This is a genomic window from Streptomyces sp. NBC_00377 (assembly GCF_036075115.1).
Classification (GTDB): domain Bacteria; phylum Actinomycetota; class Actinomycetes; order Streptomycetales; family Streptomycetaceae; genus Streptomyces.
This window is the reverse complement of record NZ_CP107958.1, coordinates 4,282,990-4,308,277: the sequence shown is the minus strand read 5'-3', so window position 1 is coordinate 4,308,277 and position 25,288 is coordinate 4,282,990. Positions and strand designations below refer to the sequence as shown.

General features: G+C 73.3%; 2 protein-coding genes. Both read left to right on the top strand.

Going from position 1 to position 25,288, the window contains the following annotated elements; genetic code table 11:
• The first annotated feature begins 53 nt into the window (after nucleotides 1-53).
• Complete coding sequence (locus OHS71_RS19290) at nucleotides 54-5,099, top strand: non-ribosomal peptide synthetase (RefSeq protein WP_328480614.1); 5,046 nt, start codon at nucleotides 54-56, stop codon at nucleotides 5,097-5,099.
• Nucleotides 5,096-25,243, top strand: a complete 20,148-nt coding sequence (locus tag OHS71_RS19285; RefSeq protein ID WP_328480613.1) for a non-ribosomal peptide synthase/polyketide synthase — start codon at nucleotides 5,096-5,098, stop codon at nucleotides 25,241-25,243. Before OHS71_RS19290 ends, OHS71_RS19285 begins: the two co-directional genes overlap by 4 nt.
• Nucleotides 25,244-25,288: the final 45 nt, after the last annotated feature.

The window sequence follows — 25,288 nt, the reverse complement described above, 5'->3', positions numbered from 1 at the left end:
CCCCCACGCCCCTTCGCACCTTCTCTCTTTCGCAATCCGGAACAGGAGATCTCGTGAACGCCGAACAGCGGTCGGGTGACGTCCCCGACATCCGTCCCCGGCCGTCGGCGGCCGGAGGCACCCCCCTTCTGCACGAGAGGTTCGCCGCGCAGGCCCTGCGCACGCCGCACGTGGTCGCCGTCGTCGACGGCGCGCACACCGTGACGTACGAGGAGCTCGACCGCGCGGCCAACCGCATGGGGCACTTCCTGCGGGGGCTGGGGGCCGGGCCGGACTCCGTCGTCGGGGTCAGCCTGGAACGCGGCGCCGACCTGGTCGTCGCGCTGCTCGGCGTCTGGAAGGCGGGCGCCGCCTACCTGCCGCTGGACCCGGGTCAGCCGCCGGCCCGGCTGACCGGCCTGGTCCGCGCGTCGGGCGCCCAGGTCGTCCTGGCCGGCCCGGCGCTCGAAGGCGCCGTCCGTGACGCCGGCGCTCGCCGGGTGGGCCCCGAAGAGGTGCCCGCCGGCCTGCCGGACACCGCTCCCGCGAGCGGCGCGGACCCGGACGGCGCGGCGTACACCGTCTTCACCTCCGGCTCCACCGGCGCGCCCAAGTGCGTCGTCATCACCCACGCGGGCATCGCGAACCGGGTCGGCTGGACCGTGCGCAAGCACGCGCTCGGGCCCGCCGATCGCATCCTTCAGAAGACGTCCATCGGCTTCGACGCGGCAGGCTGGGAGATCTTCGCCCCGCTGGTCATCGGCGGCAGTGTGGTCCTCGCCCCGCACGGCGCCGAGCGGGACCCGGCGGCGCTGTTGCGCGCGGTGGCCGACTACCGCGTCACCGTCCTCCAGGTGGTCCCCTCCGTCCTGCGCATCCTCGTCGAGGAGGGCGACTGGACCGGCTGTGAGTCGCTGCGGCTGCTGTTCTCCGCCGGTGAGGCGCTGCACGGCGAGCTCGTCGCCCGGCTGCGTGAGAAGGCCGGCCCGGCACTCGAGGTGTGGAACACCTACGGGCCCACCGAGTGCTCCATCGACATCACCGCCCAGGCCGTCGACCCGGCGCAGACCAGCGGCGCGATCCCCATCGGCCGCCCCCTCCCCGGGATGCGCGTCCTGGTCCTCGACCCGAACGGCGACCCGGTCCCCGTCGGCACGCCGGGCGAGCTGTACGCGGGCGGTACCGGTGTGGCCCGCGGCTACCTTGGCCGCCCCGACCTGACCGCCGAACGCTTCGTGCCCGACCCCTACGCGAGTGAGCCCGGCTCCCGCCTCTACCGCACCGGGGACCTGGTGCGCTGGCGCACCGACCGCACCCTCGACTACCTGGGCCGCCTCGACCACCAGGTGAAGGTCAACGGCGTCCGTATCGAGCCGGGCGAGATCGAGGCGGCGCTCGCCGCCCACCCCGGCGTCACCGGCGCGGTCGTCCTGCCCTACGAGGCGGAGGGCGGCAGCAAGCGGCTCGCCGCGCACCTCACCGCGGGCGGTCCCCAGGCCGCCGGCCCGTCGGCCGACGCGCTGCGCGCCTTCCTGCGCGAGCGGCTCCCCGAGAGCCACATCCCGTCGTTCTTCCACACCGTCGAGGCCTTCCCGCTCACCGCCAACGGCAAGGTCAACCGGGCCATGCTGCCCACCCCGGGCGAGATCGCCGCCGCCGACCAGCCGTCGTTCGTCGCCCCGCGCACCGCCGCCGAACAGCTCGTCGCGGACGCCTGGGCCGACCTGCTGGAACTGGACCGGGTCGGGGCACACGACGACTTCTTCGCCCTGGGCGGCTCCTCCCTCCAGCTGACCCGTCTCGCCGCCAGGCTGCGCGCCGCGTCCGGTGCGCAGATCTCGTTGCGCGGACTGCTGCGCGCCACCACCGTCGAGAGGCAGGCCGGGCTCATCGAGGCCCCCGCCGCCGACGAGGCCCCGATCGTGCCGGTCCCGCGCGACGGCGATCTGCCGCTGTCGTCCGGACAGCGCCGCCTGTGGTTCCTGGACCGGATGCACCCGGGCAGCCCCGAGTGGGTGGCCCCCCTCTTCCTGCGGCTGCCCGCGGACACCGGCGCCGACACCGTGCGGCGCGCCCTGGACGCGCTGGCCGCCCGCCACGAGGCGCTGCGCACCCGCTACCCGGACCGGGGCGGCGAGCCGTACCAGGTGATCGGCGAGGCCGGTGCGCAACTAGTCGAACTCCGCGTCGAGGACACCACCCGCGACGCACTGGAGCAGCTGTTCCGCGAGCAGTTCGCCCGCGGCTTCGACCTGGCCGCGGGACCGCTGTGGCGGGCGCTGCTCGCCCGCACCGGCGGCGACCACGTGCTGCTCCTCACGCTGCACCACATCACCGTGGACGGCTGGTCCACGGTCGTCCTCGAGCGTGAACTGCGGGAGCTGTGCGCCGCGTTCGAGGCGGCCCGCACACCGCGGCTGCCCGCGCTCGCCGTGCAGTACGCCGACTACGGGGCCTGGCAGCATGCCCGGCACACCGAGGAGTTCATCGCGGGTGAGCTCGCCCACTGGCGCACCGCGCTGGCCGGTATCGAGCCCCTCGACCTGCCCCTGGACCATCCCCGCCCGGCGGAACGCGACCCCCGCGGCGCTGTCGTCCCCTTCCGTGTCGAGCCCGAACTGGCCGACCGTCTCGACGAGTTGGGCAAGGCGCACCGCGCGACGCCGTTCATGACGCTGCTCACCGCCTACGCCACCCTGATCGCCCGCTACAGCGGCAGCTGGGACATCCCGGTGGGCACCCCCGTCGCCGGCCGCGGCCGCCCCGAGACCGAGGGCATGGTCGGCTTCTTCCTCAACTCGCTCGTCGTCCGGTGCGCGCTGGACGCCGACGTCACCTTCGCCGACGCCCTCGACCGGGTCAGCCAGGCCGCGCGCGCCGCCTTCGCCCACCAGGAACTTCCCTTCGAACGGCTCGTCGACGAGCTCCAGCCCGAGCGCGACCTCTCCCGCACCCCGCTCTACCAGGTCGCTTTCGACCTGCACAGCGAGGGCGTCACCAGCGTCGCCACCGAGGACGAGGACATGGCGGCCTTCACCGCCGCCTGGCAGGTCGCCAAGACCGACCTCTCCCTGTTCATGCGCAGGACGGCGGACGGCGCCCTGGACGGCGTGCTCGAGTACGCCGCCACCCTCTTCGAGCGCGCCACCGCCGAGCGCCTCGCCGGACACTTCACCAGCCTGCTCCGGTGCGTCGCCGAGCAGCCCGACCTGCCGCTCGGCAAGGTCGACTTCCTGTCGGCCGAGGAGCGCGGCCGGCTCCTCGTCGGATTCAACGACACCGAGGTCAGCGCCGAGTCCGAGACGGTTCTCGCACTCGTCGAGGCCTGGGCCACCGCCGACCCGGACGTCACCGCCCTCTCGTACGGCTCGCGGAGCGTCACCTACGGCGAGCTGGACGCCCGCGCCAACCGTCTCGCGCATGTGCTGCGGGAGCACGGGGTCGGCGCCGAGTCGCGGGTCGCGGTGCTCCTGGACCGGGGCCCCGAGCTGATCACGGCCCTGCTCGCGGTGTGGAAGGCGGGCGGCGCCTATCTGCCCGTCGACCCCTCCTGCCCCGCCGAGCGGCTCACCGCGATGCGCCGCAGCGCGCGCGCACTCACGGTGATCACCTCGAGCGCGTACAGGGAGACCGCCGGGGACGGCGCGGTCCTCGTCGACACCGACGCGGCCCGGATCGCGGCCGCGCCGGCCACCCGGCCCGCCCGCACCGACGACCTCGACCGGCTCGCCTACGTGATCTTCACGTCGGGCTCCACCGGGACGCCCAAGGGGGTCGAGGTCACCCATCGCGGGCTCGTCAACCACGTCGCCTGGGCGGCACGCGAGCTGGCGCCGCGCGACTACGGCGGGGCCCCGCTGTTCTCCTCCGTCGCCTTCGACCTCGTCGTCCCCAACCTGTGGGCGCCGCTGGTCACCGGGCAGCGGCTGTTCCTGCTGCCGCAGGACACCGACCTCTCGGAGCTCGGCAAGCACCTCGCCGAGGCCGAGCCGTTCAGCTTCGTGAAGCTCACCCCCGGCCACCTCGACGTGCTCGCCCTCCAGCTGACCCCGGCCCAGGCCGGCGCCCTGGCCCCGGTCCTGGTCGTGGCGGGGGAGGCCTTCTCCAGGGCCACCCTGGAGCGGTGGCGGGCCCTGGCCCCCGACACTCGCCTGGTCAACGAGTACGGGCCCACCGAGGCCTCCGTGGGCACCTGCGTCTTCGAGGTGCCCGACGGGACCGCAGGGGCCGGCACGGAGATCCTGCCGATCGGCCGGCCGCTGCCGAACATGACGATGTACGTCCTGGACGACCGGTTCCAGCCGGTGCCCGCCGGGGTCGCGGGAGAGCTGTACGTCGGCGGCACCGGAGTGGCCCGCGGCTACGCGAACCGCCCCGACCTGACCGCCGAGCGCTTCCTGCCCGACCCGTTCGGCACGCCCGGCGCCCGCGTCTACCGGACCGGCGACCGGGTCCGCCGGCGGGCCGACGGCAACGTCGAGTTCCTCGGCCGGTTCGACGACCAGGTCAAGATCCGCGGCTACCGCGTGGAACTCGGCGAGGTCCAGGCCGTCCTGGCCGCACACCCGGCCGTACGCGAGGCGTTCCTCACCGTCCACGCACACGACAACGGTGAGAAGCAGCTGGTCGCCCACTACGTCGCCGAGAGCGGCGGCGACTTGGCCGACACCCTCGTCGCGCACTGCGCCCAGCGGCTGCCGGACTACATGGTCCCCACCGTCTGGACCCGGCTCGACGCGCTGCCCCTCAACGCCAACGGCAAGGTCGACCGGCGCGCCCTGCCCGTCCCCGGCGCGGACACCGCGACCGGGGGACATGTGCCGCCGAGCGGTCCCGTCGAGGAACGCATCGCCGAGATCTGGACCGAGCTGCTCGGCACCCGGGCCGGAGCGCACGACAACTTCTTCCACGTGGGCGGCAATTCGATCCTCGCGATCCGGCTGATCTCCCGCATCCAGGAGGAGTTCGAGATCGATCTCGCGGTGCGAACGGTGTTCGAGGGACCCACGGTCGCGCGCCTCGCGGCCACCGTCGAGGAGCGCATCAGGGCGGAGATCGCCGCGCTCACCGACTCGGAACTCGTGAATGACGAACTGCTGGTGAAGGGGTACGACGCATGACCGGGGACAAGGCTCAGACGGTCCGGGACGCCGCGGCACTGCGCGACGAGCTGCTGCGCCGCCGGATGGCGGGCCGGCGCGGCGCCGGCCGGCGCACGACGGTGCCGCGCGCCGACCGCACGGCCCCGCTGCCGCTGTCGTACGGCCAGCAGCAGATGTGGTTCCTCAACCGGCTGGAGCCGAACAGCACCGAGTACCTGGTGCCGCTCGTGCTGCGGCTGCGCGGCACGCTGGACACCGGGGCCCTCGGCCGCGCCTGGCAGACGCTCCTGGAGCGCCACGAGATCCTGCGCACCCGCTACGCCCTCGCCGGCGACGAACCGGTCCAGGTCGTCGACCCGCCGCGCCCCGCCCCGCTGGACGTCACCGCGGTGGCGGACGAGCAGAGCCTGCTGCGGGCCGTCGAGGACGACATGGGCCGGCCCTTCGACCTGGGCGGCGAATGGCCGGTGCGCGCCCGGCTGCTGCGGCGCGCCGCCGACGACCACGTGCTGTCGGTCGTGTTCCACCACATCGCCTGCGACGCCTGGTCCACCGGCGTCCTCGGCCAGGAACTCTCCGCCCTGTACGGCGCCTTCACCAGCGGCGCCGACAACCCCCTGGCGCCCCTGCCGGTGCAGTACGCGGACTACGCGGCCTGGCAGCGCGCCGAGCTGAACGGCGGAGCCCTGACCCGTCAGCTCGACTACTGGACCGAGCGGCTGGCGGGCCTCGAGGCGCTGGAACTGCCGACCGACCGGCCGCGTCCGGCCGTGCGCGACGCGGCGGGCGACAGCGTCGCCTTCACCCTGCCCGCCCCGCTCGCCGCCCGTATCCGCGAGACGGGCCGGCGCCACGAGGCCACCCCCTTCATGGTGGTGCTCGCCGCCTTCCAGGGCCTGCTCGGCCGCTACACCGGCCGCACGGACGTCGCCGTCGGCACCGTCGGCTCGGGACGCACGCTGCCCGAACTCCAGGGCCTGATCGGATACGGCATCAACAGCCTCGTCCTGCGGGGCCGGTGGAGCGCCGACGCGTCCTTCGGCGACCTGCTCGACGCCACCCGCTCCACCGTGCTCGACGCCTTCGACCACCAGGCCGTGCCCTTCGCGCAGCTCGTGGACCGGCTCCAGCCGGAGCGCGACATGTCCCGTACGCCGCTGTACCAGGTGGCGTTCACCATGCACGGCGAGCGGACGGCCGCCTTCGAGCTGGCCGGCCTCGCGGCGGAGCCCTACCTCGGCACCGGCAGCGTCGCGAAGACGGACCTCGACCTCCAGCTGACCGAGGGCGCCGACGGCTCGCTCACCGGCCGCTTCGAGTACGCCACCGCCCTGTTCGACCGCACGACGGTCGAGCGCATGGCGGACCACCTGCTGCGGCTCCTGGAGGCCGGCACCGCCGACCCGGCCGCCCGTCTGTCCGCCGCCGACATCCTCGGCGCCGGCGAGCGGGCCCTGCTCGCCGGCGCCCCCGAGCGCGTGGAGCCGGTCACCCGCCGCGTCCACGAGGTCTTCGAGGCGCAGGCGGCCCGCACCCCGGACGCCGTGGCCGTCGTCTTCGAGGACCAGGAACTGTCGTACGCGGAGCTCGACACCCGCGCCAACCGGATCGCGCACCTGCTGCGCGCCAAGGGCGTCGGCCCCGAGGACCTCGTCGGCATCTGCCTGGAACGCGGCATCGAACTGATGCCCGCACTCCTCGGCGTGCTCAAGTCGGGCGCCGCCTACCTGCCCCTCGACCCGGCCAACCCCGCCGACCGTCTCGCGTACATCGTCAAGGACGCGAACGCCCCGGTGGTGCTGACCACCGCCGACCGGGCCGGCGTCCTCGACGGGCGGTACGAGGGCGACGTCGTCGAACTCGACACCGAGGCCGCCGTCCTCGCCGCCCAGCCCGGTACCGCCCCCGCTGTGGCCGGCAGCCCCCAGAACCTGATCTACACCATCTACACCTCCGGCTCCACGGGCCGCCCCAAGGGCGTCGCCCTCACCCACGAGAACGTGGTGCGCCTCCTCGCGCGCGGCCAGGAGCACTACGCCTTCGCGGCGACCGACGTGTGGCCCCTGTTCCACAGCTACGCCTTCGACGTCTCCGTCTGGGAGATGTGGGGCGCGCTGCTGCACGGCGGACGCCTCGTCGTCGTCCCCTTCGCCGTCACCCGTTCGCCCGAGGAGTTCCTCGACCTCCTCGTCGACCAGGGCGTCACGGTCCTCAACCAGACGCCCTCCGCGTTCCGCGCCCTCACCGGCGCCGCCCGCGACGGCGACCCGCGCATCGACCGGCTCGCCCTGCGCGCCGTGGTCTTCGCCGGCGAGAAACTGGAGGTCTCCGAGCTCGGCCCGTGGGCGGAGCGCATCGGCCTGGACCGCACCGCCCTGGTGAACATGTACGGGATCACCGAGACCACCGTGCACACCACCTACCGGCGGCTGACCGACGCGGACCTCGACCCGCAGGCGGGCAACCCCATCGGCCGGCCCCTGGCCGACCTGACCGTCCACCTCCTCGACGGCAACGGCGAGCTGGCGCCGATCGGCGTCCCCGGCGAGATCCACGTCGGCGGCCCGGGCGTCGCCCGCGGTTACCTGGGCCGTCCCGAGCTGACCGCCGAGCGCTTCGTCCCCGACCCGTACGGACCGGCCGGCGCCCGCCTCTACCGCAGCGGCGACCTGGCCCGCCGGCTCCCCGACGGCCAGCTGGAGTTCCTCGGCCGCGCCGACGACCAGGTGAAGATCCGCGGCTTCCGCATCGAACTCGGCGAGATCGAGAACGCCCTCGCCGCCCACGACGCGGTCCGTGACGCGGTCGTCCTGGTCCGCGAGGACACCCCCGGTGACGTCCGGCTCGTCGCCTACGTCACCGCGGACGACGCCGCCGCCCCCGCCCCGGCCCAGCTGCGCACGCTGCTCGCCGCCGCACTGCCCGAGTACATGGTCCCGGCGGCCTTCGTCGTCCTCGACCGGCTGCCGCTGACCACCAACGGCAAGCTCGACAAGCGTGCCCTGCCCGCCCCCGGCCAGGACGCCGTCGGCGCGACGGCGTACGTCGCCCCGCGCACCGTCGTGGAGGAGCGGATCGCCGAGGTCTGGCAGGACGTGCTCGGCCTCGACCGCGTGAGCGTCGAGGACGGCTTCTTCGAGCTCGGCGGCCACTCCATCCGGGCGGTCACCCTCGTCGGACGGCTGCGCGCCGCCGGGTACGACCTGGCCGTACGCGACGTCTTCGAGTACCGCACCGTCGCCCGCGTCGCCGAACTCGTCACAGGCCGCCCGGCGCCGGCCGCGCGGCCCGCCACCGTCGCCCCGTTCTCCCTGGTGGCGGACGAGGACCGGGACCGGCTCCCGGAAGGACTCGCGGACGCCTACCCGCTGTCGCAGGTCCAGCTCGGCATGGTCGTCGAGATGCTGACCGACGACGGCAAGCACCCGTACCACAACGTCACCTCGTTCCGGATACGCGATGAACAGCCCTTTTCCGAGACGGCGTTGCGTGAGGCGGCGGCCGTCGTCGTCGCCCGGCACGACGTGCTGCGCACCTCCGTGGATCTCGCCGCCCACTCCGTGCCGCTGCAACTCGTGCACACACACGCCGAGATGACCCTCGGGGTGCGCGACCTGAGCGCCCTGGGCGAGGAGGAACTCCAGCAGTCGCTGCGGGAGTTCACGGCCGCCGAGCGCGCCGACCTGTTCGATCTGGCCACCGCGCCCCTGCTGCGGCTGCACGCGCACCTCGCGGGAGACGGCAGCTGGTGGCTCACCAACACCGAGTGCCACGCGATCCTCGACGGCTGGAGCCACCACTCCTTCCTGATGGAGGTCCTGGAGGAGTACCGGCGGTTCCGCGACGGCGCCTCCGACGACACTCCCGCCGCGCCGGAAGGGCCCACGGCCCGCTTCGCGGACTTCGTCGCCGCCGAACTGTCGGCGCTCGCCTCCCAGGACGCGCGTCGCTACTGGCAGGACATCGTCACCGGTCATGCCCGCCTGTCCGTCCCGGCCCCCTGGACCGGCGACGAGCAGGACGATGGCCGGCCCTACCGCGTCCCCGTCCCCTTCCATGACCTGGAGGACCGGCTGCGGGCACTGGCGACGAAGGCGGGCGCGTCACTCAAGAGCGTGCTGCACGCGGCGCACCTGAAGACGATGAGCCTGATCACCGAGGAGGAGCGCTTCTTCACCGGCCTGGTCTGCAACGCGAGGCCCGAGGTCCTCGGCGCGGACCGGGTGTACGGCATGCACCTCAACACCCTGCCCTTCGCCTACGACCGCTCGGCCCGCACCTGGCGCGAGCTCGTCGGCCAGGTCTTCGCCCGCGAGATCGAACTCTGGCCCCACCGGGCCTTCCCCATGCCCGTCATCCAGCGTGAACTCGCGGACGGCGAGCGCCTGATCGACATGCGCTTCAGCTACCACGACTTCGACCAGGTCGACCGCGACCGCGTCGACTACCTGGCGAGCATCGACGACAGCCCGACCGAGTTCCCGCTCGGTGTCTCCGCCCGCGTCGGCCACCTGGTCCTCACGGCCTCGCCCCGTGCCCTGAGCAGGGAGGGAACCGACCGCCTCGCCGGGATGCTCCGCTCGGTTCTGGAGGCGATGGCGGCGGACCCGGAGGGTTCGGCGCGGGAGGCGCATCTGCCGGCGCGGGAGTACCGGCGGCAGGTGGTGGAGTGGAACGAGACGGGTCACGAGGCGGAGACGGCTTCGGTGCTGGAGCTGTTCGAGGCGCAGGCGCTGCGGACTCCGGAGGCGACCGCCGTCCGCTCGGACGAACTCCTTCTGTCCTACGAGGAGTTGGACGCGCGGGCGAATCAGATCGCGCACTTCCTGCGGGAGCGGGGGGTCGGCCATGAGTCGCGGGTGGCGGTGGTCCTGGACCGTGGTCCGGAGCTGATCGCGTCGCTGCTGGGCGTGTGGAAGGCGGGCGCGGCCTATGTGCCGGTCGACCCGGCCTCCCCCGCCGAGCGGATCGCGGCGATCGTGCGGACCTCGGGCGCCGAGGTGGTCCTGGACGCCTTGCGGCCGTCGGTGGCGGAGCTGCCGGTGACGGCCCCGGAGCGGGTCGACGATCTCGACCGGCTGGCGTACGTCATCTTCACGTCGGGTTCGACGGGCACGCCGAAGGGCGTCGAGCTCCCGCACCGGGGCCTCGTCAACCACGTCGCGTGGGTCGCACGGGAGTGGCTGTCCCGGGGGACCGCGGGCACCGCCCTCTTCTCGTCCGTCGCCTTCGACCTCGTCGTGCCGAACATCTGGGCGCCGCTCGTCGCCGGCCAGGCCGTGCACACCCTCTCCCAGCGGATCGGCCTGGACCGGCTGGGCGAACACCTGGCCGCGGGCGCTCCGTACAGCTTCCTCAAGCTGACCCCGGGGCACCTGGAGGTGCTCGCCCACCAGCTGGACAAGGAGACCCTCGCGACGCTGACCGGGACGGTCGTGGCCGGCGGGGAGGCCTTCCCCGGCGAAGTCGCCAACCGGTGGCTCGACCTGCTCGGCCCCGGCGGGATGATCAACGAGTACGGTCCGACCGAGGCGTCCGTCGGCACCTGCGTCTACCCGGTGACGGAGCAACAGCCCTCGGAGGTCGTGCCGATCGGCCGGCCCACCCCCAACATGACGATGTACGTGCTGGACGCGCTGCTCCAGCCGGTCCCGGTGGGTGTGGCAGGGGAGTTGTACGTCGGCGGCACCGGTGTGGCGCGGGGTTACGCGGGTCGTGCGGATCTGACGGCCGAGCGGTTCCTGCCGGACCCGTTCGGGCCCGCGGGCGGGCGGTTCTACCGCACCGGTGACCTGGTGCGCCGGCGTGCCGACGGGAACGTGGAGTTCCTGGGACGGCTCGACGACCAGGTCAAGATCCGCGGTTACCGCATCGAACTCGGCGAGGTCCAGGCCGTCCTGGCCGAACACCCCGCCGTCCGCGAGGCCTTCGTCACCGTCCACGAGAGTGACACCGGCGACAGGCAGCTCGCCGCCTACTACGTGACCGGCGACGGGCAGCCCGTCGACGACGTGGCCGCGTTCTGCGCCCTCCACCTGCCCGACTACATGATCCCGGCCACCTTCACCGTCCTGACCGCCCTGCCGCTCAACGCCAACGGCAAGGTCGACCGCCGCGCCCTGCCCGCCCCCGACGCGGACGGCGAGCAGACCGGGCAGGACGACCACGTCGCCCCGCGCACCCCCGTCGAGGAGCAGATCGCCGCCGTCTGGCGCCGGGTCCTGGAGCGTGAACGGGTCTCGGTGCACGACGACTTCTTCGACGTCGGCGGCCACTCCATCCGCGCCGTCGCCCTGGTCGGCGCGCTGCGCGCCGCGGGCTTCGACATCGGGGTGCGTGACGTCTTCGAGTACCGCACCGTCGCCCGGCTCGGTGAACTCCTCACCGGCCGGCCCGCGCCCGAGAAGGCCGCGCTGACCGGTGTGGAGCCCTTCGCGCTCCTCCCCGAGGCGGACCGGGACGCGCTGCCCGCCGGGGTCCAGGACGCGTACCCGCTCTCCCTGGTGCAGACCGGCATGGTCGTCGAGATGCTGGCCGAGGAGGGCGGCAACAAGTACCACAACGTCAGCCTCTTCCGGATCCAGGACCCCGCCGGCGCCCCCTTCGACGTGGTGGCGCTGCGCGCGGCCGCCCGCACGGTCACCGGCCGCCACGACATCCTGCGCACCTCGATCGAGCTGGCCGCCTACTCGGTTCCCGTGCAGCTCGTGCACGACCACGCCGAAGTGCCGGTCTCCGTCCACGACCTGCGGGGACGGGCGACCGACGAGGAGCGCGCCGAGGCACTCAACCGCTTCCGGCGGGACGAGGGCGCCCGGCTGTTCGACCTGACGGCCGCCCCGCTGCTGCGGATCGCCGCGCTCGTCGACGCCGACGACTCCTGGTACCTGGGCCTGACCCAGCCGCACGTCGTCACCGAGGGCTGGAGCCACCACTCCCTGCTGATGGAGATCCTCGACTGCTACCGGCAGCTGAGGGACAACGGCGTCGCGGACGCGCACGAGCCGATCGCCGTCCGGTACGCCGACTTCATCGCCGGCGAGCTGGAGTCCCTGGACTCCGCCGACGACCGCGCCTACTGGCAGCACACCCTCGACACGTACGCGCCGTTCGAGCTTCCCGCCTCCTGGGCCGCGGCGGACGGCCCGCGCCGCCCGTCCCGGGCCCGCGTCGACCTGCGCACGCTGGAGCGGCCGCTGCGGGCGTTCGCGGCCGCGGCCCGCGTCTCGTACAAGAGCGTCCTGCATGCCGCCCACCTCAAGGTGATGAGCATGCTGACGGACGAGCCGGCGTTCTTCACCGGCATCGTCTCGCACGGCCGTCCCGAGGCCCTCGGCGCCGAACGGGTCTACGGCATGCACCTCAACACGCTGCCGCACCCCTTCGAGCGGGACTCCGCCGCCACCTGGCGCGAGCTGGCCCAGCAGGTCTTCGCCCGCGAGGCCGGCACCTGGCCGCACCGCCGCTACCCGCTGCCCGCGATCCAGCGGCTGGCCGGCGGCCACCGGCTGATCGACGTGGTCTTCAACTACCTCGACTTCCACCAGGTCGACACCGGCCAGGTGGACATGGCGGGCGCGGTGCACGACGCCGCCACCGAGTTCGCCCTGCACGTCTCCGTGCTCGGCGGACACCTCGGGCTCAGCAGTCACACCCACGCCCTCAGCACCCGCGGTGTCGTGCGCCTGGCCGCCCTGTACCGGGAGGTCCTGGAGGCGATGGCCGCCGACCCGGACGGTGACGCCCGCGCCGACCGGCTGCCGCAGGGCGAGCGCGAGCTGCTCACCGCGCTGACCGGCCCCGCCTCCGCAGGCGGGCCCCTGACCGTCCCCGCGCAGTTCGCCGCGCACGTCGCCCGCACCCCGGACGCCGCCGCGCTCGTGTACGAGGGCACCACCCTCACGTACGCCGAACTCGACGCCCGCGCCAACCGGCTCGCCCACCACCTGACCGGCCTCGGCGTCGGCCCCGAGACCCTCGTCGGCATCAGCGCCGAACGCGGTCCCGACCTGGTCGTCGGACTGCTCGGCATCCTGAAGGCCGGCGGCGCCTACGTGCCGCTCGACCCTGCCTACCCCGCCGACCGGCTCGCGTACATGCTGGCGGACTCCGCGCTGCCCGTCCTGGTCACCCAGGAACACCTTCTCGCGAAACTGCCCGCGCACGACGCGGCCGTCGTCCTCCTCGACGCACACGCCGAGGAGATCGCCGCCCGGCCCGCCACCGCCCCCGACGCCGCACCGGACGTCGACCAAGCCGCCTACGTCATCTACACCTCGGGCTCCACGGGGCGCCCCAAGGGCGTCGTCGTCACCCACCGCGGCACCCGCAACCTCGCCGACGCGCAGGCCGGCGCCTTCGGGATCGCGCCCGGCGACCGCGTCCTTCAGTTCGCCTCGATCAGCTTCGACGCGGCGTTCGCCGACCTCGCCCAGACGATCCTGTCCGGCGCGACGCTGGTCCTCGCCCCCGCCGACCGGCTGATGCCCGGCCCCGCGCTGACCGCGCTCACCACCGAGCACGCGGTCACCCATCTCACCCTGCCGCCCACCGCGCTCACCGTGCTCTCCCCGGACGGCGGGCTGCCGGCCGCCGCGACCCTGGTGGTCGCGGGCGAGGCCTGCACCCCCGACCTGGTGGCCGCCTGGTCGCCCGGGCGGCGCATGCTCAACGCGTACGGGCCCACCGAGACGACCGTCTGCGCCTCCGTCAGCGCACCGCTGGCCGGGGCAGCGACCCCGCCCATCGGCCGCCCCATGCCCGGCTTCACGCTGCGGGTGCTCGACGCCGTGATGCGCCCGGTGCCCGCGGGCGTACCCGGCGAGCTGTACATCGCCGGAACGGGCCTCGCCCGCGGCTACCGCGGCCGCCCCGACCTGACCGCCGAGCGCTTCGTGCCCGACCCGTACGGGGACGAGCCCGGCGCCCGCCTGTACCGCACCGGCGACTCGGTGCGGCTGCTCGACGACGGCCAGCTCGACTTCATCGGCCGCATCGACAACCAGGTCAAGCTGCGCGGCTTCCGTATCGAGCTCGGCGAGATCGAGACGGCCCTGGCCCGCCTCGACGAGGTCAGGGACGCCGTGGTCGTCGTGCGCGAGGACACCCCCGGCGACAAGCAGCTCGCCGCCTACGTCAGCGCGGCGGACGGCCGCACCCTCGCCCCCGCCGCCCTGCGCGACGCACTCGCCGGCGCCCTGCCCGACTACATGCTGCCCGCCGCCTACGTCGTCCTCGACACCCTCCCGCTCACCGCCAACGGCAAGGTCGACAAGCGGGCGCTGCCCGCCCCCGACCGCTCTGCGCTCGCCGCCGACGCGGCCTATGTCGCACCCCGCACCCGCGCCGAGGAGCGCATCACCGAGGTCTGGCAGGACGTTCTCGGCGTCGACCGGATCGGCGTCCACGACAGCTTCTTCGACCTCGGCGGCGACTCCATCCGCGCGGTCTCGCTGATCGGCGCCCTGCGCGAGGCGGGCTTCGACCTCGGGGTGCGCGAGATCTTCGAGGGCCGCACCGTCGCGGCCGCCGCCGAACTCGCCACCGGACGGCCCGCCCCGGCCGAGCCCGAGCCGGGGATCGCCCCCTTCGCCCTGGTCACCGACGCCGACCGCGGCCTGCTGCCGGCCGGTCTCGACGACGCCTACCCGCTGTCCCAGGTGCAGATCGGCATGGCCGTCGAAATGCTCACCGACCCGGCGGCCGCCAAGTACCACAACGTCAGCGTCAACCGGATCCGTGACGGGGTGCCCTTCGACGCCGAGGCCCTCCTCGGCGCGGTCCGGCTGGTGACGGCACGCCACGACGTGCTCCGCACGTCGTTCCGGCTCGACGGCTTCTCCGTGCCGATGCAGCTGGTGCACACCGAGGCCGCCACCCCCGTCGCCGTCCACGACCTGCGCGGGCAGGACCCCGCCGCGCAGAACGCGGTGCTCGGCGCGTTCGTCACCGCGGAGAAGGCCGACGTCTTCGACCTGTCGGCCGCCCCGCTGCTGCGGGTGGCGGCGCTCGTCGAGAGCGACCGGGCCTGGCACCTCGCCCTCACCGAGTCGCACGCCATCACCGAGGGCTGGAGCTACCACGCCCTGATGATGGAACTCCTCGACACCTACGAACAGTTGAGGTCCGGGACCACGCCGGACGAGGTCACCGCGCCCGCCGCGCCGGGTGTGCGCTTCGCCGACTTCATCGCGGCCGAGCTGGCCTCGCTGGAGTCCGACGGGGACCGCGCGCACTGGCAGCGGATCACCGACACGTACGAGAAGTTCGAACTCCCCGCGCCGACCGCCGGATCCGGCCCGGGGGAGAGCTACCGGGTCCGGGTCCCGCTGCACGACCTGGAGCCGCGGCTGCGCACCTTCGCGTCGACGGCCCAGGTCTCCCTGAAAGCGGTCCTGCACGCCGCCCACCTGAAGGTGATGAGCCAGCTCACCGCCGAGGAGTCCTTCTTCACCGGGCTCGTCACCGACACCCGCCCCGAGGCGGCGGGCGCCGACCGCGTCTACGGCATGTACGTCAACACCGTGCCCTTCGCCGTCGACCGCACCGCCCGCACCTGGCGGGAACTGGTGCGCCAGGTCTTCGACCAGGAGGTAGCGCTCTGGCCGCACCGCCAGTACCCGATGCCCGAGATGCAGCGGAACTGGGGGTCCGGGACCGACCGCCGGCTCGTCGACGTGGTCTTCAACTACCAGGACTTCCGGATGGTCGACACCGACCTCGTGGACGTCGAGTCGGGGGTGGGCTCCGGCGGCATCGAATTCGGGCTCGCCGTCACCACCCTGGCCGGCCACCTGAACCTCAAGACCAGCACCGCCAGCCTCTCCCGCACGGACACCGACCGTCTCGCGGGCATGTACCGGGCGGTCCTGGAGTCCATGGCCGCCGACCCGCACGGCGACGCCCGGGCCGCCTGCCTGCCCCCAGGCGAACGGGAGGTGCTGCTCGCCGACTGGACCACCCGGCCCACGGCGCCCGCGGATCCCCGTACCGTCCACGGCGTCTTCGAGGAGCAGGCCGCCCGCACCCCGGACGCGGTCGCCGTCACCTTCGAGGACACGCGGCTCACCTACGCCGAACTCAACGCGCAGGCCAACCGGATCGCCCACCTGCTGCGCGCCCGCGGGGTCGGACCGCAGACCCTGGTCGGCGTCTGCCTGGAGCGCTCCGCCGCCCTGGTGCCCGCCCTCCTCGGCGTCCTCAAGGCGGGCGGCGCCTACCTGCCGCTCGACCCGGCCTACCCCGCCGACCGGCTGGCGTACATCGCGGCCGACGCGCAGACCCCCGTCGTCCTCACCGAGCGGGCCGCTGCCGCCGCCCTGGAGGGCCGCTACGACGGAGAGTTGATCGTCCTCGACGAGGACCCGGCGGCGCTCGCCGCGCAGCCCGCGGACGACCCGGCCCCGCTCGGCACCGCGGACGACCTGATCTACGTCATCTACACCTCGGGCTCCACCGGAAAGCCCAAGGGCGTCTGCCTCAGCCACGCCAACGTGCTGCGGCTGTTCACCGTCACCGAGGAACAGTTCCGCTTCGGCCCGGCGGACGTGTGGACGCTGTTCCACTCCTACGCCTTCGACTTCTCCGTCTGGGAACTGTGGGGAGCGCTGCTGTACGGCGGCCGGCTCGTCGTCGTCCCGCAGAGCGTGTCCCGCTCACCGGAGGACTTCCTCGGCCTGCTCGCCGACGAGCGGGTCACCGTGCTCAACCAGACGCCGTCCGCGTTCCGCTCCCTGGTCGGCGCCGCCCGCGACGGCGACCCGCGCGTCGGCCGGCTCGCCCTGCGCTTCGTGGTCTTCGGCGGCGAGAAGCTGGAGGTCGGCGAGCTCGTCCCGTGGGCCGAGCGGCTGGGCCTCGACACCCCGCAGCTCGTCAACATGTACGGGATCACCGAGACCACCGTCCACGTCACCCACCACCGGCTGACCCCGGAGGACCTGGCGGCGCCGCTCACCAGCCCGGTCGGCGGCCCCCTCGGCGACCTGCGTACCGTCCTCCTCGACCGCGCGGGCCACCTGGTCCCGCTCGGCGTGCCCGGCGAGATCCACGTAGGCGGCCCGGGCGTCGCCCGCGGCTATCTGAACCGGCCCGGACTCACCGCCGAACGCTTCGTGCCCGACCCGTACGGGGACGAGCCCGGCGCCCGCCTCTACCGGGCCGGCGACCTGGCCCGCAGGCTCCCCGACGGCAGCCTGGACTTCCTCGGCCGGATCGACGACCAGGTGAAGATCCGCGGTTTCCGCATCGAACTCGGCGAGATCTCCGCCGCGCTCGGCACGCACCCGCAGGTCCGCGACGCGGTCGTCGTCGTCCGCGAGGACACCCCCGGCGAGAAGCGTCTGGTCGGCTACTTCGTCCCGGCCGACGGCCAGGACCCCGGCCCGGCCGGACTGCGCGGCCACCTCGCGCGGACCCTGCCCGACTACATGGTCCCCGCGGCCTACGTGCCCCTCGACGGCATCCCGCTGAACGCCAACGGCAAGCTCGACCGACGTGCGCTGCCCGCCCCGGCGCAGACCGCGCTCGCCTCGGACACCTCCTACCTGGCCCCGCGCACCGACGCCGAACGGCACATCGCCGCCGTCTGGCAGGAGGTGCTGGGCGTCGACCGGATCGGCGTCCACGACAGCTTCTTCGACCTGGGTGGCGACTCCATCCGGGCCGTGCCGCTGGTCGGCGCGCTGCGCGCGGCCGGCTTCGACATCGGCGTGCGCGAGGTCTTCGAGCACCGCACGGTCGCTCGCCTCGCCGAACTCGCCACCTGGCAGGACACGACTCAGGAGGAGGCAGCGGTGCTGCCGTTCGCACTCATCACGGACGAGGACCGGGCGAAGCTGCCCGCGGGCGTCTTCGACGCCTACCCGCTCTCCCAGATCCAGGCCGGCATGGTCGTCGAACTGCTCGCCGACGACGGGCGCAGCAACTACCACAACGTGACGTCGTTCCGGATCAAGGACGAGACGCCGTTCTCGCCGGACGCCCTGACCGAGGCCGTCCGGCTGGTGATCGCCCGCCACGACGTGCTGCGCACCTCGGTGCACGCCACCGGCTACTCCGTGCCGATGCAGGTCGTCCACGCGGACGTCCCCGTCACCGTCCCGGCGCACGACGTGAGCGGGCTCGGCCGGGCGGAGCTGGAGAGCACCCTGCGCGGCTACGTCAGCGCGCAGCGCGAGGACCTGTTCGACCTGTCCGAGGCGCCCCTGCTGCGGGCCGCCGCCCACATCGAGGGCGACGGCGCCTGGTGGCTCACCCTCACCGAGTCGCACGTGATCCTGGAGGGCTGGAGTCACGCCTCGCTGGTCATGGAGATCCTCGAGACCTACCGGGCGGTGCGCGACGGCCGCCCCGTGGAGCACGTGGAACTCCCGGTCCGGTACGCGGACTTCATCGCCGGCGAACTCGCGGCGCTGGCCGACGAGGACGACCGCGCCTACTGGTCCGGCATCGTCACCGAGCACGCCAGATTCGAACTCCCGGCCGGCTGGGCCGAGGCCGGGGACAAGCCCGCGGGCTCCCACCGGGTCAAGATCACCTTCGGGGACCTGGCCGACGACCTGCGCGCCCTGGCCACCACCACCGGCGCCTCCTTCAAGAGCGTGCTGCACGCCGCCCACCTGAAGGTGATGAGCCAGCTCACCGGCGACGCCGCCTTCTTCACCGGTCTGGTCTGCCACGGCCGGCCCGAGGTCGCGGGCGCCGAGCGGGTCTACGGCATGCACCTCAACTCGCTGCCGTTCGCCCACGACCGGCGCGCCCGCACCTGGCGGGAACTGGTGGAGCAGGTCTTCCACCGGGAGCTGGAGGTCTGGGACCACCGCCGCTACCCGATGCCCGCCATCCAGCGCGAGGCGCGCGCGGGCCGGCTGATCGACGTCCTGTTCAACTTCGTCGACTTCCACCAGGTGGACGACGAACTGGTCGACTCCGACGTCCGCATCAGCGAGACGCCCACCGAGTTCGGGCTCTCCGCCCATGCCACCGCCGACAACATCGTCCTGTCCACCTCCACCCAGGTGCTCGGCCGGGCCCACGCCGAACGGCTGGCCGGCATGTACCGGGCGGTCCTGGAATCGATGGCCGCCGGCGCCGACGGTGACGCCCGCGCGACGTACCTGCCCGCGGGCGAGCGCGAGCGACTGCTCGGAGAGCGGAGCACCGAGTCCGCGGAGCCCGTCACCCGTCGGGTGCACGAACTGTTCGAGGAGCAGGTGGCGCGGACGCCGGACGCGGATGCGGTCACCTGTGGGGACGTGACGCTGTCGTACGCGGAGCTGAATGCGCGGGCGAACCGGATCGCGCGGGTGCTGCGGGGTCGGGGGGTGGGTCCGGAGACGCTGGTGGGGATCTGCCTGGAGCGTGGCGTGGAGCTGTTGCCGGCGCTGTTGGGGGTGTTGAAGTCGGGTGCGGCGTACGTGCCGTTGGATCCGGCGAACCCGGTGGAGCGGCTGGCGTACATCGTGGGGGACACGGCGGCGCCGGTGGTGGTGACGACGTCGGCGCTGGCCGGGGTGCTGGAGGGCCGGTTCGGGGGTGAACTGCTGCTGCTGGACGGTGACGCGGAGCTGATCGCCGGGCAGGAGGCGGCGGATCCGGGGGTCGCGGGCAGTCCGGAGAACCTGATCTACACGATCTACACCTCGGGCTCGACGGGGCGTCCCAAGGGCGTCGCGCTCACGCACGCCAATGTGGTGCGGTTGATGTCGACGGCGCAGGAGCACTACGCGTTCGACGAGACGGACGTGTGGTCGCTGTTCCACAGTTACGCCTTCGACGTGTCCGTGTTCGAGATGTGGGGTGCGCTGCTGCACGGCGGCCGCCTCGTCGTCGTCCCCTTCACGGTCACCCGCTCCCCGGACGAGTTCCTCGACCTCCTCGTCGAGGAAGAGGTGACCGTCCTCAGCCAGACGCCGTCCGCCTTCCGCGGCCTGGTCGCCGCGGCCGGTGACGGGGACCGCCGGGTCAAGCAGCTGTCGGTACGCGCCGTCGTCTTCGCCGGGGAGAAGCTGGAGGTCGCCGACCTCAAGCCGTGGACCGACCGGCTCGGCCTCGCCCGTACCGCCCTGGTGAACATGTACGGGATCACCGAGACCACCGTGCACACCACCTACCACCGGCTCACCAGGCGTGACCTCGACCCGCAGGCCGGCAACCCGATCGGCCGCCCGCTCAGCGACCTGCGCGTCCACCTCCTGGACGGCAACGGGGATCTGGTGCCGATCGGGGTGCCGGGTGAGATCCATGTCGCGGGTCCGGGTGTGGCGCGCGGCTATCTGAACCGGCCGGAGCTGACAGCGGAGCGGTTCGTGCCCGATCCGTTCGGTCCGGCGGGTTCGCGGTTGTACCGGAGCGGGGATCTGGCGCGGCGGCTGGCGGACGGGAGTCTGGAGTTCGTCGGGCGCGCCGACGACCAGGTGAAGATCCGCGGATTCAGGATCGAACTCGGCGAGATCGAGGCTGTGCTGGGGGCCCATCCGGGGCTGCGGGAGGCGGTCGTGGTGGTGCGTGAGGACGCGCCGGGTGACAAGCGGCTGGTGGGCTATGTGGTGGCGGCGCGGGCGGGGGAGGTGCCGGGCCTGGGCGAGCTGCGGGCGCATCTGTCGGCGTCGCTGCCGGAGTACATGGTGCCGGCCGCCTTCGTGCCGCTGGACGGGCTGCCGCTGACGACGAACGGCAAGCTGGACAAGCGGGCGCTGCCTGCCCCGGAGGGTGCCGCGCTGGGCAGTGACCGTGCCTATGTCGCCCCGCGCACCGCCGTCGAGGAGCAGATCGCCGGTATCTGGCGTGACGCCCTCGGGGTGGAGCGGGTCGGTGTCGAGGACGGCTTCTTCGACCTCGGCGGTGACTCCATCCGGGCCCTCGTCGTGGTCGGCGCGCTGCGCGCCGCGGGCCATGACCTGGCGGTACGCGATGTGCTCGCCGCCCGCACGGTGGCCGCGCTCGCCGAACTGGCCACCGGCCGGCCCGCCCCGGCCGCCGACGCCACCGCGCTGACGGCGCCCTTCGCCCTGGTGGCGGACGAGGACCGGGACCGGCTCCCGGAAGGACTCGCGGACGCCTACCCGCTGTCGCAGGTCCAGCTCGGCATGGTCGTCGAGATGCAGAGCGGCGACAGCCGGCACAAGTACCACAACGTGGTCTCCGTCCGGATCCGTGACGAGCAGTCCTTCTCCGCTCAGGCGCTGCGCACGGCGGCGGCGGTGCTCACCGGCCGGCACGAGGTGCTGCGCACGTCCCTCGACCTCACCTCGTACTCCGTACCGATGCAGCTGGTGCACACGGACGCCGAACCCGTCGTCGCCCTCCGGGACGTGCGTGGCCTGAGCCGGTCCCAACTCGCCGACTCCATGCGGCGGTTCACCACCGACGAGCGCGCCGAACTCTTCGACCTGGCGGCCGCCCCGCTGCTGCGGCTCGGCGCACACGTCGAGAGCGACGGCGCCTGGTGGCTGTCGGTGACCCAGTGCCACGTCATCCTGGACGGCTGGAGCCACAGCAACCTCCTGATGGAGGTGCTCGGCGAGTACCGGCGCGCCAGGAACGGCGAGGCACCCGGCGAGGACCCCACGGCCGATGTCAGGTTCGCCGACTTCATCGCCGCCGAACGCGAGGCGCTCGCCTCCGCCGAGGACCGCGCCTACTGGCGGGGAATCGTCGAGGGCCACGACCGCTTCGCCCTGCCGGCCGGCTGGGCCGAGCGCGCGGACACGGCACCGGTCGCCTGCCGCAGCAGGATCCCGTACGCGGACCTGGAGGAGCCGCTGCGGGCACTGGCGACGAAGGCGGGCGCGTCACTCAAGAGCGTGCTGCACGCGGCGCACCTGAAGACGATGAGCATGCTCACCGACCAGGAGAGGTTCTTCACCGGACTCGTCTGCAACGCAAGGCCGGAGATCCTCGGCGCCGACGCCGTGTACGGCATGCACCTCAACACCCTGCCCTTCGCCCACGACCGCTCGGCCCGCACCTGGCGCGAACTGGTCGCGCAGGTCTACGGCAGGGAGACGGAACTCTGGGCGCACCGCGCCTTCCCGATGCCGGTGATCCAGCACGAACTGGCCGCCGGTGACCGGATCATCGAAGCGCCCTTCACCTACCAGGACTTCCGGCAGATCGACCACGACCTGATCGACACCGAGGCGACGGTCGGCGAGGGAGCCCTCGAGTTCGGACTGCGGGTCTCGGCACTCGGCGGATCGATCAACCTGCACGCCAACAACCACGTCGTCGGCCAACGGCACCTCGACGGTGTCGCGGCCATGTTCCGCTCGGTTCTGGAGGCGATGGCGGCGGACCCGGAGGGTTCGGCGCGGGAGGCGCATCTGCCGGCGCGGGAGTACCGGCGGCAGGTGGTGGAGTGGAACGAGACGGGTCACGAGGCGGAGACGGCTTCGGTGCTGGAGCTGTTCGAGGCGCAGGCGCTGCGGACTCCGGAGGCGACCGCCGTCCGCTCGGACGAACTCCTTCTGTCCTACGAGGAGTTGGACGCGCGGGCGAATCAGATCGCGCACTTCCTGCGGGAGCGGGGGGTCGGCCATGAGTCGCGGGTGGCGGTGGTCCTGGACCGTGGTCCGGAGCTGATCGCGTCGCTGCTGGGCGTGTGGAAGGCGGGCGCGGCCTATGTGCCGGTCGACCCGGCCTCCCCCGCCGAGCGGATCGCGGCGATCGTGCGGACCTCGGGCGCCGAGGTGGTCCTGGACGCCTCGCGGCCGTCGGTGGCGGAGCTGCCGGTGACGGCCCCGGAGCGGGTCGACGATCTCGACCGGCTGGCGTACGTCATCTTCACGTCGGGTTCGACGGGCACGCCGAAGGGCGTCGAGCTCCCGCACCGGGGCCTCGTCAACCACGTCGCGTGGGTCGCACGGGAGTGGCTGTCCCGGGGGACCGCGGGCACCGCCCTCTTCTCGTCCGTCGCCTTCGACCTCGTCGTGCCGAACATCTGGGCGCCGCTCGTCGCCGGCCAGGCCGTGCACACCCTCTCCCAGCGGATCGGCCTGGACCGGCTGGGCGAACACCTGGCCGCGGGCGCTCCGTACAGCTTCCTCAAGCTGACCCCGGGGCACCTGGAGGTGCTCGCCCACCAGCTGGACAAGGAGACCCTCGCGACGCTGACCGGGACGGTCGTGGCCGGCGGGGAGGCCTTCCCCGGCGAAGTCGCCAACCGGTGGCTCGACCTGCTCGGCCCCGGCGGGATGATCAACGAGTACGGTCCGACCGAGGCGTCCGTCGGCACCTGCGTCTACCCGGTGACGGAGCAACAGCCCTCGGAGGTCGTGCCGATCGGCCGGCCCACCCCCAACATGACGATGTACGTGCTGGACGCGCTGCTCCAGCCGGTCCCGGTGGGTGTGGCAGGGGAGTTGTACGTCGGCGGCACCGGTGTGGCGCGGGGTTACGCGGGTCGTGCGGATCTGACGGCCGAGCGGTTCCTGCCGGACCCGTTCGGGCCCGCGGGCGGGCGGTTCTACCGCACCGGTGACCTGGTGCGCCGGCGTGCCGACGGGAACGTGGAGTTCCTGGGACGGCTCGACGACCAGGTCAAGATCCGCGGATACCGCATCGAACTCGGCGAGGTCCAGGCCGTCCTGGCCGAACACCCCGCCGTCCGCGAGGCCTTCGTCACCGTCCACGAGAGCGGCACCGGCGACAGGCAGCTCGCCGCCTACTACGTGACCGACGACGGCCAGCCCGTCGACGACCTGGCCGCGTACTGCGCCCTCCACCTGCCCGACTACATGATCCCGGCCACCTTCACCGTCCTGACCGCCCTGCCGCTCAACGCCAACGGCAAGGTCGACCGCCGCGCCCTGCCCGCCCCCGGCCACACCGGCGAGGACGCCGCACAGCGCCCGTACACGGCCCCCGTCACCGGAACCGAGAAGATCATGGCGGGCCTGTGGGAGCAGACCCTCGGCCTCGACCGGGTCGGCAGCGGTGACAACTTCTTCGAGCTCGGCGGCCACTCGATGCTCATCATCAAGGTGATGGCGGCCGCCCGGAAGCTGAAGCTGCCCATCACGCTCCAGATGCTCTACCAGACGCACACCCTGGCCGAACTGGCCGCCGCCCTGGACGCGGCGGCCGGCCCCGGCACCGCTGCCCCGACGACCACCGGCAACACCCCGGCGGCGCCCGTCGCCGACCGGCTGCCCGTCATGGACGAGCACCACATACCGGGGGTCGCGGTCGCGGTCCTGCGCGACGGCGAGGTCGCCTCGCTGCACGGCTACGGCGTCCTGGAGGCGGGCTCCACCCGGCCCGTCACCCCGACCACCCTGTTCCAGGCCGGTTCGATCAGCAAGCACATCACCGCACTCGCCGTGCTCCGCCTGGTCGACGAGGGCACCCTCGACCTCGACACGGACGTCAACCTCCGGCTCACCGGCGGCCGGCAGATCACCGACCCGGCCGGCGCACCGGTGGCCGTCACCCTGCGTCAGCTGCTCTCGCACTGGTCGGGCCTGGTCTCCGTCCCGTACGCCGGGGTCGCCCCCGGCGCCGCCGTGCCGCCGCTGTCCGAGCTGCTCGCCCAGGTGCACAGCGAGGTGGCGCCCGGCACCAGGTTCCTGGTGTCCAACACCAACTACTGGGTGATCCAGCAGCTGCTGGAGGACGTCACCGGACTGCCGTTCGCCGAGCTGATGCGCCGTACGGTCCTCGAGCCGCTGCGCATGGCGCACAGCAGCTTCGACCAGGACCACCCGAAGACCTCGGGTAGGGCGACGGCCGTCGGGCACGGGCCGCTCGGCGACCCGGTCGAGGGCGGCTGGCGCGTCGGCCCGCACCTCGCCTCCTCCGGTCTCTGGTCCACCGCCGCCGACCTCGCCAAGGCCGCCGTCGAACTGCGCAGGGCCTACCTGGGCGAACCCTTCGCGTTCCTGTCGAAGCCGCTCGCCGAGGAACTGCTCACGCCCGTCGGCGAGGGCACCTTCTACGGCCTGGGCACGGTGGTCGACGGGGAGGCCCCCGCCCTGGAGGCCGGGCACGGCGGTGAGCCGTACGGCTACCGCAACATGATGATCGTCCGGATCTCCGACGGCACCGGCTTCGTGGTCCTCACCAACGCCGTATCGGGCCGCGCCGCCGTCAAGGCCGTCTCGGCGGGCCTGCGCGAGCAGTCCGGGATCGGCGGCGGCGAACGCGCCGGGCAGTGGGCCCGGTGACCCCCGCACGTCCGGCTCCCGGACCCGCCTCCACCCCCCTTACGG

Excerpts from the sequence above, each read along its gene's own strand:
- OHS71_RS19285 (WP_328480613.1), top strand. The coding sequence starts at position 5,096 with ATGACCGGGGACAAGGCTCAGACGGTCCGGGACGCCGCGGCACTGCGC.